General features: G+C 53.4%; 10 protein-coding genes. 3 read left to right on the forward strand and 7 right to left on the reverse strand.

The annotated features are described in order from the left end of the window. Positions 1-149 precede the first annotated feature (149 nt). Positions 150-1193 carry a metallophosphoesterase gene (locus tag JW885_13855; GenBank protein ID MBN1883247.1) on the forward strand — a complete coding sequence of 348 codons (1044 nt, stop codon included), beginning with the start codon at positions 150-152 and terminating at the stop codon, positions 1191-1193. A 163-nt stretch (positions 1194-1356) separates the two neighbouring features. On the opposite strand, the gene JW885_13860 is transcribed toward JW885_13855, so the two are convergent. The 5 genes from JW885_13860 to JW885_13880 form a co-directional block, all read right to left on the reverse strand. Continuing rightward, positions 1357-2406 (reverse strand): hypothetical protein, encoded by a 1050-nt coding sequence (locus tag JW885_13860; protein ID MBN1883248.1) that lies wholly within the window; start codon positions 2404-2406, stop codon positions 1357-1359. A 7-nt stretch (positions 2407-2413) separates the two neighbouring features. Continuing rightward, positions 2414-3754 (reverse strand): MFS transporter, encoded by a 1341-nt coding sequence (locus tag JW885_13865; GenBank protein ID MBN1883249.1) that lies wholly within the window; start codon positions 3752-3754, stop codon positions 2414-2416. Between the two features lie 331 nt (positions 3755-4085). Beyond that, complete coding sequence (locus JW885_13870) at positions 4086-4961, reverse strand: hypothetical protein (GenBank protein ID MBN1883250.1); 876 nt, start codon at positions 4959-4961, stop codon at positions 4086-4088. Between the two features lie 123 nt (positions 4962-5084). Further along, positions 5085-5819, reverse strand: coding sequence for an SIS domain-containing protein (locus JW885_13875; protein MBN1883251.1), 735 nt, complete (start codon positions 5817-5819; stop codon positions 5085-5087). Positions 5820-5861: 42 nt separating this feature from the next. Further along, entirely contained in the window at positions 5862-6659 is a 798-nt protein-coding gene (locus JW885_13880; GenBank protein ID MBN1883252.1) for an AAC(3) family N-acetyltransferase, read from the reverse strand. Positions 6660-7674: 1015 nt separating this feature from the next. On the opposite strand from JW885_13880, the gene JW885_13885 reads away from it, so the two are divergent. Further along, entirely contained in the window at positions 7675-8535 is an 861-nt protein-coding gene (locus tag JW885_13885; protein ID MBN1883253.1) for a MoxR family ATPase, read from the forward strand. Between the two features lie 17 nt (positions 8536-8552). After that, positions 8553-9719 carry a VWA domain-containing protein gene (locus JW885_13890; GenBank protein ID MBN1883254.1) on the forward strand — a complete coding sequence of 389 codons (1167 nt, stop codon included), beginning with the start codon at positions 8553-8555 and terminating at the stop codon, positions 9717-9719. 224 nt (positions 9720-9943) lie between these two features. Here the strand turns inward: JW885_13890 and JW885_13895 are convergent, their stop codons facing one another. Beyond that, positions 9944-10849 carry a 4-vinyl reductase gene (locus JW885_13895; protein MBN1883255.1) on the reverse strand — a complete coding sequence of 302 codons (906 nt, stop codon included), beginning with the start codon at positions 10847-10849 and terminating at the stop codon, positions 9944-9946. A 569-nt stretch (positions 10850-11418) separates the two neighbouring features. Then, positions 11419-11757 (reverse strand): cupin domain-containing protein, encoded by a 339-nt coding sequence (locus JW885_13900; GenBank protein ID MBN1883256.1) that lies wholly within the window; start codon positions 11755-11757, stop codon positions 11419-11421. Positions 11758-11829: the final 72 nt, after the last annotated feature.

The raw sequence follows: 11829 nt of genomic DNA on the forward strand, positions 1-11829 counted from the left end.
CGGAATGTGATGCCCGGTGAGTCGCAAGCTTCACACGACGATTAGATTTTGTTCATGAGAAAGAAATAAGTACCGAAAGTCACATGCAAAATGATATATTTATCGGTAAATCTTTCGCTTCCTGAATTATTTCGTGAGGAACTGTGACGATGAAATCGAAAATCGTCTTTCTCGGTCTTTTTATTCTTTTAATCGTCTCTTTGACGTTTCTCCTCTCGTCGGTGTTCTATACGGCATCAAAAGAACGTATTCCGACGCCTCCCCTCCTGGGAAACGGCGAAGATATCATTGCATCGCTCCACGAGGACGCCGTATCCCCCCGCCCCTTTTCGATTTTTCTGGTGGGCGATACCCAGGTAAGCGGTTATTTCGAACAGTTCTACACCAAAACCGATATGCCCTCCCTCATCGACTTCGGCATCATATTGGGAGATTTTGTCAGGAAGCCGGAAGATGAGTATCATACGTTCTTCATCATGGAATTCAGCGAGTGGGGCCTTGCGTATCCGATCCTGCTTGTGCCCGGAAACCATGATATGGCCGTGACGGATAAATATCTTGCCCGAGAGGGCGCCTTTACCCGGGAAGACTTCGAACGTACCTACGGACCCCGGAACGTCTCATTCATGCACGCGGGCTGCCTGTTCATCATCGTCGATAACATCTACAACACCGACTACATCTCATATATCCGAGACGCACTCTCACAAAGGCCGGAAGGTACCCTTATGACCTTCGTCTTCATGCATGTGCCCCCCCAGTCCCTTTCACCGCTCGTGGAATGCCGAGGGATCGATATGGAAGAGGAATTCTTTTCTATCATCGAAGAATACGACGTCGACTATGTGATCTGCGGAGACTACCACTCCTATCTGGAGAGTGAATACGGAGACACCGGATTTATCATAACCGGCGGGGGAGGCGCTGAGCTAGACGGAGAGAACGAATACAGCTTCTACCACTCGGTCTTCCTCTCCATCGACCCGGTACAGGGGCGCGTGGATCAAAGAATCTATCCCATCGCCAAGACATTCGAGCTCTTCGATGAAATCGAGATATTCATGATGTGCGTGATATACCCGCTCTTTGCGTACCATTTCCCGATATTTTCAGCGGTCATCCTCCTGAACCTCGTATTGCTTGTAACCTGCGGTATCCTGATACGGCGTTCACGCGCGGGTTCATCGAGATGAGCGGTATCGACCGATCCTACGGTATACCGGATTCTCCCCCAGATCGACGGCCATGATCATACCGCTTCATGGATGTACCGAGAGCCCTGAAGTATTATATAAAAAAAGAAAAAAGCCCGCAGATGAAAACCTGCGGGCCTTTCTGTGTCAGTACTCCTCTTGATTACATTCGTCGGAGCTCTTCCGTCAGACGGGGCAGCATTTTGGAAAAGTCGAGCCCCAGCTCGTCTGCGGCGATCTTGACGCCGCCCCCCACGACTGGCAGCCGGGGGGGCACGATCTTCGCGTCGGGATACTCCCGGATGATACACGCCCCGAAAGGTTCAAGGAGCACATCCCCCGCCTTGAAGACGCCGCCGGCATAGGAAACCAAGAGATCCGGGCGGGTCATCCCCAGCCGTCGGGCCACCGTCACCACCGCCAACGCCAACTCCTCTGCCGCCCGTGCCATCACATCCCGCGCCACGGCATCCCCCTTCTCGGCCTCTTGTGCGACGATGGTGGCCGCCTTAGAAATGCGCTCCCGGGAAAGCCCCGAGCCGTAGTTGACCTCCTCGGCGGTTCCCTCTTCGATCTCTTCGTGGGTCAGAATCTCACCGATGTAGACGGGTACCTGCACCAGGAACATATCCCCAACGCCGAAATGGGGAGGGAACGCCTCGGTGAGACTGGTGGGCTTCCCCCGGCCATCGAAGGCCTTTGCGGCGGCGCGAAGGCCCATCACGGCGATGTCGTATCCGCTTCCCTCGTCTCCCATGATGTGTCCCCATCCTCCCACCTGGAGCCCCTCGCCGCTCGGGTTTCTGCCGTAAATCGACGAGCCGGTTCCTGCGGTGGCCACCACGCCGCCGGTCTCCTCCGCCTGCGGCAGCGCCCCCAAAAAACCCGCCACCATGTCGCCGGTGATGTGGATGGGCGTTTCGGGGTAGTATTCACCGATGAGTCCCTCCACATACACCGCACCCTCCCGGTTGTGGCCGACGCCCGCGGTATCCCCCGCTATGATCAGAACATCGTCCATTGCGGCATGTGCGTCTGTAACGGCCTGGGCAACAGCGCTCCTGAGGCTTTCCTTGACCACCTCAATGGGGGCCAGCACATGGTTGCCGGGGCCGGACTCCCCCCATCCCACAGCCTTTCCTTCGGTGGTGACGGCTACAGCCACGGTCTTGGTGCCGCCGCCGTCTATGGAGATGATCAGCTTTTCGGTCATCGTCTTTCTATTTCTCCCCCATGATTTTCTTCGTCTCCTCGGGAGAGTCGCCGAGCTTGTAGCCGAAGAGAATGAAAAATCCGATCAGGGAGGTGATTCCCAGCATGATCCATACGAGACGGATCCCGAGATCGTTGCCCACTCCATATCCGAAGTTTTTGAACAACAGCGGCAGGATGATCGTGGAAAGGGCGAAACCCACCTTCCGGGAAAATCCGAAGACGCCGTAGTACATGGCCTCTCGGCGTTTTCCGGTCTTCATCTGGTCGTAATCCACCACGTCCCCCATCATGGCGTATACCAGGATCATGAATCCTCCCAGGGGTATGCTCACCAGGGGAAAGAGCACGAAGGCCTGTGTGATCACCGACACGCCGGGGACGGCGCCCACGAAGAAGATAATGGCGAAAAGCGGCGACAGTGCGATTGATATCGCCCTGAGGAGTGTGCGCTTGCTGTATTTTTTCGCCAGCCACATCCAGAGGGGGATCGACGCGACCATGCAGAGGATGAACTCCGCCTGGAGATACATCACGAAGGCCTCCTCACGCTGGAGGACGACCGTCACGAAGTACGGGATGACCACCAAGAGCACCTCGTAGCACATGTAGAGGGCGATAATGGCAAGGCCGAAGGCCAGAAACTGCTTATTTCCGAAGGTGTTCTTTAAAGAATCCCATACGGACATCTTGACGTCCGCCTGGGAAAACTCCCGGGGCAGCTCCTTGACGCCGGGAAGACACATATACATCGTCACAAGGCCGATGGCCCCCACCACCAGGGCCATCTTGAAGGGCCCCATGTTCTGATAGAGCCCCGGGGCGATGAGCGCCACCAGCAGAAAACCGATGATGGCGTAGACCAGCTTCCACGAGGTCAGCTTCACCCGGTCGTCCGACGTTAGGGCGATCTCCGCCAGGAGCGCGTCATAGGGAATGCCGATGGCGGTGTAGAACAGGAAGTATATCGTGAATATGACCGCCAGGTATATGATGTTCAGGTTGGAGACTCCCTCTACCGGGGGGGTCCACAGGAAGATGAACGCGATAATCATCACCGGGGTGCCGAAGATGATGAAGGGCTTTCGGCGTCCCCATCGGCTCTGGAAGTTATCCGAGAAATTGCCAATCAAGGGATCGGTGATCGCATCGAACACTCGTCCCGCCGTCAGGATGATGCCGGTCCAGATGATGGGGATATAGGCGATGTTTCCCGATTCCTCGGGAGGCGCCAGAAAATACATGATCCAGGTGAAGAGCACCCCCTCGACAAAGTTCAGGCTGATGGACCCCCAATTGTAGAAAAAAACCTCTTTGTTACTCAGCTTCTTTTCGAATTGCTCGGCCATAAGACGCCTCCGCTGATATTCAGATATGGTATAAATTCTTCCTTCTATACCCTCCGCCGGTCTTTGGGATGAAAAGAGAAAAATCTCTGATCATGGTTTTTCACATCCCTGAAACAACAGCAGCCAAAAATCCGACCGCAACTCACCCACAGATGACGCATCATACACGAAATCGTGCAGGGATTCCAGCTTTTCAATATATAATTTTGAGGCCCACCGGCCATAGAGAGTGATACGCCCTTTTGCGGTCGACATTCTCATACCACGACCGACGCATCCGATATCGTCGCGCATCGGACATCCCCCGAATACCGACATCCTGACATATGGCCTATCGGCTTTCTATTATTCGGTGAGACAGCCGCCATCGGGCCGTCTCTCCCGGAGACAGGGTGATGCGGTAAAACGGCTCCGGAGAATAGACCCGGGGCTCATACCAGATTCTCAGAAACGCCAGGGGGAAATCACCCTCAACCACAAGGCGGCGATCATGGGTCCTGTTTCCCACCTCGAAGCGGTTGAAGAGGCCCATATCAGCCGGTTCGAATTCCAACAGCTGGGTTGAGAGTTGGGAAAAGTCATTGGGGAGAAAGTGCCGTCCGGCGTCATCGACAACCAGCGGCTGAATAAAATCGTACGAGGGCCTGAGGGTTGCCGGCAGTCCGACATAGCAGTCACCCCCCATCCCACCCGGCGCTACGAAGGGATGACAATACCAGAGGGTTTGAATGGGGCGATGGTCGCATCGGTTCTCGAGGGAATGGGAGACGACGAATCCGGCCTCGCCTTCAAGGAGCGACACCTCCTTTTCCAACAGGTAACCGAGGGCCCCCTCCTTCACGTCCTGGACGAACCGGATACGTTCCCCTTCCTCCTCTACCTCCCAGGGGAATATCTCCACGACTCCCGGCTCCTCACAGAACCTGTAGCCACCGGGGCGGACAAGATTGATAACGCCGACGCCGATCTTGACGGCCCTGATCGCTTTACCCGGGTCGTCTCCGATCATCATCGGAGTGATGAATTCGTCCGGATATCCAAAGCCAACCACCCGATTCTTCGGGAATTCTCTTGAGATGAACGAATGCCCGGCGGAATCGGTGAAGTCGTCGATCCATCCCCCCAGCACAAAGCGCACGCTCAGCCCCTGAGTGGAAGTCGGTATATCGAGAAAGCCGACATCGAGGAGATCATGTGTAATCCTCATGGATCCGCCGCTTCAAGGTGAATATTATATAAGAGAAACAGTTATAATTGCGAATTGTGAAAATAGAGTGCTCATATCCGGTGAATACCGATGTAAATCATACACAAAAGGAGATACCTTAAGTTACAGGTGCTTGATTCTTCCCCGGTATCTGGTCAGTTCCTTGGCCAGTTGCTCCATCTGGGCGGTATCCATATTAACGCTGCGGAAAATCGCCGGCGCCTTGCCCTTTTTCGCCAGAATGCTGGTCGCCTCGATAATGACGGCATGAAGAATGATGCCGCCGATGATGCCGGAGGTCGCCCCCATGGGCGCGTTTGTGCCTTCAATATCCAGTACGGCGTCGCCTGCGGGTCCCAGGTTGTCGATCACGACGTCCGCCACTTCAAAAAGCCGTTTTTTCGAGGAATGGGCCGATTCCACATTCTTGGAATGCTCAAGGCTGGTCAATGCGATGACCTCAGCCCCCATGTCTTTCATTTTTAACGCCATCTCCACCGGGGCCACGTTTTTCCCTGAGTTAGAGATGATGATGGCCACATCCCCGGACCTGATGTCATGACTGGAGGCGGCGGTCACAGCGGTGCCCGGAGTACGCTCCATGGTGGAGCTTCTCAAGGCGCCGTTTGACAACAAGAACGACGGATCAAGTATGGCGTTGACCGGAACAATCCCGCCCGCCCGGCAGAATATCTCCTGAGCCACCAGCGTTGAATGGCCTGAGCCGAAGGTGTGAACGACCCGCTCGGATTCAATAGCCCGGGCGATTATCCGTGCCGATTCCTGGATCGCTTCCGCCTGGGTTTCCCGAATGCGGGTCGTTAAATCGATCACTTTTTCAAAAAACTTCTCCCACATGTTTTCCTCTCCTTCTATTTCTGTTACACAATGGTGATTTTATCACGGAATGAGCTTTCGCGCTCGGGGACAGAAGGGACACAGTTCCCAGGAGCACAAAAGTGCATTCGGCTCTCTTTTCAGGAGGCCGGCAATAAGCGTCAAAGCCCCTCTCCCGTCGATACGCTGCAGAAGCACATTTCCAACACGGTGATACGTTATCAGTCCAGCCTCCTTGAGTGGCTGTTCAACGGCGATAAAATTTATGCTGCACCCCGGATTCTCCCGCGGCGGAACCTGAGTGATTGATCCGTCCGGCAGTCGCATCATGAGGTCTTTCGCGTAGTCGTCGTTATAGGGAAGATCGAGGTAGGGCACCCGAGCAACGGCCTCGGCCACATGGACGGCGGAGTTTGCCCAGTGTCCCACTCCCAATAAAAGTATATCTCCGCCGTCCTCAATGATGCGATGTATGGGGGAGCCGACCCCCAGGGCCGTGGCGTTCTTGTGGGCGTCGGCATACATCTGAGCGTCACGCCCCCACACGGCGACGGAATGAGACGGATGAATGCTTCGAATGACATCATCCTGTTTTCTGAACGTCTCACAGATAATCCCCAGGGTGGCGGGGGTTTCCCTGGCCTCGAAGACCTCCGCCGGGGGCAGCGTGAATGCGGGCATCATAATGACGCCTCTGGCGGTGACCATCTCCTTGAGCGTGTCGATTATTGTATCCGCACCGCCGTCCACCCGGCCCATCATCCGGAGGCCGGAGTGTACCAGGTATGCATCACCCGCGGCGACGCCGAGGGCCTGAAGGGCGTTTTTAAATGTTTCATGGTTCAGAGTTGTCGAGACCATTTTCCCATCACCGTTGTACATTCATCAACCCAGTATCGGGTACCGTATCTCGGGGGACCGTTGTATCGACGCTTTATCCCTCTTTACATGAGGATGCAAAAAGTACCTCTCTCACCGAATACATCAAGATAATGTTTATGTATTCTTAAATTGTCTCATGTTCGGTGCTGTTAGTATTTTGTATGTATTCTTTCGTATGAATACTATAAGTTTTTCTACGGATACTCTGATATAACTGTGTATTAATTCTATCCGTATGTTTGCCTCATCGCTCCCTACGTCCGTACAAATGAATACGAACTGTCTTTTCGCTCAAGATCCTCATTTCACCCGTACTCCGACCACCGACAGCAAGTCGATTCGATCGGAGCGGCTTGGATGTGTCAAGCCGGGGATCTTCGTTGACGCCCATACCTCCCGGCGTCACCGATACGACTCCCGGCTTCGCATGTATATGCCCGGCGTCTCGAAATATCAACCCGTAACCCAACATCCAATCGTTCGGTCACGGTCATCTTCGTCCAGGGCTTCCCTCATCAATGGATATCCCCATCCTGTCGATGTGTGTTCCGCCGAATGCGGCTTTCCCGATAACCACCGGAAGCCGCCGAGACGTCCGGACCGCCGTTCGAACAAAAATGGGTGAATCGACGAACAACGGCGGCGGGCGGTCCCGATTCCTTTCCCACCGGAAATTATCGGCATACGTATCGATATTTGAATAGTTTACTACAATATTGAGAAAAATGGTAACAAAAAAGAAATGGTTTGTGATACCATTTCGTATGAGGATGTGAGATATCGGTTTTTCGATTATTGGCTTATTATATTTCTGCGATATACACCGGCCCGCCGACCGTTATCGATATATCCATACGCGCCTCAGGGAATTTTATGTTTTTGTTTCCTGTTCCAGCCCGAATACCGGAACGTTCTTGACCTTTTCAGCTTCATCACGTATGATAAATATTTCCTATTCGATTTTGAAACCATGTGAAACTTGGAGATTCGTGTAATGAATACATACAGCGGAACGAGTACCTATATCGTATCCCCGGAGCTTGAGGACGCCGTCAATGTTTCCATCGCCCTCAAAAGACCGCTTCTGGTCAAGGGCGAGCCGGGAACCGGCAAGACCTTGCTCGCCCACTCCATCGCGGAGAACCTCAAAAAGAAGATCATCACCTGGAACATAAAGTCCACCACAAAGGCCCAGGACGGCCTCTATGTGTACGACACCGTCCAGCGGCTGAACGACGCCCGCTTCGGCGACGGGGACATCTCGGACATAAGCCGTTACATCAAGCTGGGGAAATTAGGGCAATCCTTCGACAGCGACGAGCAGGTGGTGCTCCTCATAGACGAGATAGACAAGGCGGATATAGAATTTCCCAACGACCTCCTCAACGAAATGGACGTGATGTCCTTTCACATCCCGGAAACCGACGAGACCATCACGGCGAAACACCGGCCCATCGTCATCATCACCTCAAACAGCGAGAAGGAGCTGCCGGACCCCTTCCTCCGACGCTGCGTGTTTCACTATATCGCCTTTCCGGACGAAACGCTGATGGAGGAGATAATCCGGGTGCATTTTCCGGACATAGAGCGGAAACTTATGGATGCGGTGCTTGCGAAATTCTACTGGATCCGATCCATCAACAAGCTTCGTAAAAAGCCCTCCACCTCGGAACTGGTGGACTGGGTGCAGGCCCTCGTCGTGGGAGGCGTGGATCCCGGCGAAATCGAGGAATCGATACCGTTTCTGGGCACCCTGATCAAGAAATACGAGGATTACGAAGCGCTGGACCGTCAGGTCGATTACGACCGTACCTATCGGAAATATCGGGAGTCCCGCTCCCGATACGATAACTGAGAACGATTACAAAGAACATGTTCACCGATTTTTTCTTTGAATTGAAGTCCCGCGGTGTGCCGATCTCCCTGCACGAATGGATCGCCCTGCACGAGGCGCTCTCTCAGGATTTAAATCGCGCGAGCCTCGACCGCTTCTACCACATCGCCCGCTCCATCCTGGTCAAGGACGAGGCGCTGTTCGACAAGTACGACATGGCCTTTGCCTCATACTTCAAGGGGATAGAGACGCCCGAGGAGATGATAGATGAAATCCTCCGGGGACTGGAACGAGCGCCGGAGCTGGCCCTGACCCCGGAGCAGAAGGCGCTTATCGAGGCGTTGGACCTGGAGCAGGTCCGGGCGAACTTCGAAAAACAGTGGCAAGAGGGACGATACAAGGGACACAAGGGGGGAAACCGGGCCATCGGCACCGGCGGCACGTCCACCCAGGGCGCCTTCGGATACCACCCCACCGGCGTCCGGGTGGGACAGGGGGAATCGAGGCATCGCCGGGCCATCCAGGTGGCCGAGGAACGGCAGTTCAAAAACTACTCGTCCGACCGCATCCTGGATACCCGAAACCTCAAGGTGGCCCTCTCAAGGCTTCGCACCCTGCTCCCCCTGGGGCCCGAGGACGAGCTGGATATCGAGAAGACCATCGATAAAACCGCCAGAAACGCCGGCGAGATCGATCTCGTATGGGAAAAGAGCCTCACCAATACCGCGAAGGTGCTGCTGTTGATGGACTCCGGCGGCTCAATGGACGATTACGTGGACCTGGCGGAAAGGCTCTTCTCCGCCGCGAAGACCCAGATAAAGGACCTGAAGTACTTCTATTTCCACAACTGCATCTACCAGGACATCTATACCGACATGTACCGCAGGAGTAATTACGAGACGATGTCTCTCTTGCGGCGTTTCGGGAGCGACTACAAGTGCATTGTGGTGGGAGACGCGGACATGGCCCCCAGCGAGCTCCTGCATAAAAACGGGGCTATTCATTACTTCTACTATAACGACACGCCGGGCATTCAGTGGCTCCAGCACATCAAGAATCACTTCAAAAAGGCTGTCTGGCTCAATCCCCGTCCCGCCTCGGTCTGGCCCCGGACCGATACCATCCCCCTGGTCCAGGAAGTCTTTCCGATGTATGAGCTCAGTCTTTCCGGCCTGACCGATGCGGTGAAATTCCTGATGAAATAAAAGGGGGCGGGACGTTCTCCCGCCCCTCATGTTGAATTCGCCTATCCAAACCAGACGATCGTCCGATGCTATCGGCGGCGCATCGATCGCCATCCTTTCAGATTTCTCGATTTTCCAATGTTCCGTTACCCTCGTATTTCACCGCCCTTTCGGAATTCCTTTAGAATTCGAAACGTAAGGATATCCCTCTTTTTTCCGTTGCGGTGATCGGCGATACCACGTCGTCATCCCTCGGGCATGGATAAGGGAATGGCGTCAAGCTCTTTCCACTCGCTTTCGAGCTCTCTCCAATCGAGAATATCTTTCTTGTTGTCCTTGATCTTGTGGGCAAAAGCGCAATACGGGTCGCCCATTGCCCTGCAGCGCACTTCCCGTGTTTCGATGAACTTGCCCGATAGCTCGTTGATGAGCCCGTTGTAGAAACCATCCATGTAGTTCATGAGCCAGGTGCAAACGGGTCTTCTGCCGTTTGTCATACCGTTGGACTCGTAGGAATTGGTAATCTTCGCCAGAAACATGTGATTGCAGTCTCTATTCTCATGGGTAAAAACGCGGGCATATGACCATCCGGCGTGTCGAAACGTCCCGAGATATACTTTTTCGTCCTGCAAATTCATAAGGTCTTCGAGTTTTATCAACCGATAATCTTCAATGGCCTGCTGCGCCATACCCGCTCCCGACGTTCGTGTCGCATCTCGAACGATGGCTTTCGTGCCGTTCTCCGTTAGTATCTCATATGATGCTTCTCTGAAATTCCGGATAAAAGAAATCGGCAGGACACGCCATAGTGATGACCCAAAGAAACTCAGGTTTCTCGTTTTTCCGTCCCAGACGACGCCGTCCGGGATGCTGCTGCTTCCGATATCTATGGGAACAACCAAGTCGTCCAAAAATCCCCCGGCGTTCTCTATGCTGGGATTATCCTGAAGCTCCTTGGGTGCTCCGTACAGTTCAAGAATTCTCCTGAAAATCATAATAACAATATCATCCCCGGCTACTTTTTTCATCTCATCCATAAAGGAAAAAACAAAGTCATACCTTTTAAGGAGCAGACGTTGCTCATCACCTTCTCTATGCAGGGTGATAAGACCATCCTTGAGGTTCCATGTGACGGTATTCTCGCTGGCCATTGTATTACCTCCTTCGTCATCAACAAATGGAGAACATCGCGAAAGACCGTCAGAATCTGAATCGGATATTCAGCAATCTTGTTGTGCGAAAAAGAGCTATGACCGAAGAAGAGAACTCCTGTGTTTACCAATCCCGCATAGCTCGAACACGGAAGACACCAATAGAATTTCGTATCCATTTTTCGGACGGCTTCCCGTATAACGTCGAGCTTTCCCTCTCTCGTGGTACACCATTCAATGCAATCATAGAAACTGTTTTCGTTTACAACTATATTTATAATAGAAAAGTTCGTTTTTGTCAAGGCCTTTGTTCGTATGTTAATTCTTCCCGATCTCCTTGCGGCAAGACCGCGTATTGAAACAGTCGGGTCCGGTCCCCCCGGGGGCCCGCCCAACGCACCCTCCCCGTGGCCCTCCGCCGGGTCGTACATGTCATCGTAAGGGATACAACGCCATTTATCTATGCCTACTCCCCCAATTGATTGATCGATAAGAAGGGCTCAAATAGATGTATCCTGTTTCTTTCTTGCATGACCTCTCTACAAAACGAATTTTATGGTTCTGTGAGGCTACAATAGCTTCGTCGGTTCCGTCGGGCGCGGTACTTTCACCACAAGAAACCTGAGAACCGCGTCGCCTTCATTATACCAGCAGTGGGGTATCTTCGCCGGACTATCTACCAGGGTGTTTTCCCCTACCTCCCGTTTCTCACCGCCGATTTCCACCACACCCCTTCCCTCTAAGACATAGAAAAATACATCCACAGGCGTTTTGTGCTTTTTTAAAGCTTCACCCGGTTCAAGGGTGATATGAACAACCTGAGCGTTCTCCGTATTATAGAGTATGCTTGCTTTTACGCCGTGCGGATTATCCGTTGGTGGTGCCGTTTTAGCGTCCACTGTTTCCACGACCCATCCTCCGTGATCATGGTGCCCCGATCGGGTGAATCGTGAGCACCATGTTTATTTTCCCTGAAATAT

It is taken from the genome of Candidatus Zymogenaceae bacterium (assembly GCA_016931225.1).
Taxonomy (GTDB): domain Bacteria; phylum Desulfobacterota; class Zymogenia; order Zymogenales; family Zymogenaceae; genus JAFGFE01.

What these genes read in the sequence shown, in the direction of transcription:
- JW885_13855 (MBN1883247.1), top strand. Translation starts at nt 150, where the DNA reads ATGAAATCGAAAATCGTCTTTCTCGGTCTTTTTATTCTTTTAATCGTC.
- JW885_13860 (MBN1883248.1), bottom strand. Translation starts at nt 2,406, where the DNA reads ATGACCGAAAAGCTGATCATCTCCATAGACGGCGGCGGCACCAAGACC.
- JW885_13865 (MBN1883249.1), bottom strand. Translation starts at nt 3,754, where the DNA reads ATGGCCGAGCAATTCGAAAAGAAGCTGAGTAACAAAGAGGTTTTTTTC.
- JW885_13870 (MBN1883250.1), bottom strand. Translation starts at nt 4,961, where the DNA reads ATGAGGATTACACATGATCTCCTCGATGTCGGCTTTCTCGATATACCG.
- JW885_13875 (MBN1883251.1), bottom strand. Translation starts at nt 5,819, where the DNA reads ATGTGGGAGAAGTTTTTTGAAAAAGTGATCGATTTAACGACCCGCATT.
- JW885_13880 (MBN1883252.1), bottom strand. Translation starts at nt 6,659, where the DNA reads ATGGTCTCGACAACTCTGAACCATGAAACATTTAAAAACGCCCTTCAG.
- JW885_13885 (MBN1883253.1), top strand. Translation starts at nt 7,675, where the DNA reads ATGAATACATACAGCGGAACGAGTACCTATATCGTATCCCCGGAGCTT.
- JW885_13890 (MBN1883254.1), top strand. Translation starts at nt 8,553, where the DNA reads ATGTTCACCGATTTTTTCTTTGAATTGAAGTCCCGCGGTGTGCCGATC.
- JW885_13895 (MBN1883255.1), bottom strand. Translation starts at nt 10,849, where the DNA reads ATGGCCAGCGAGAATACCGTCACATGGAACCTCAAGGATGGTCTTATC.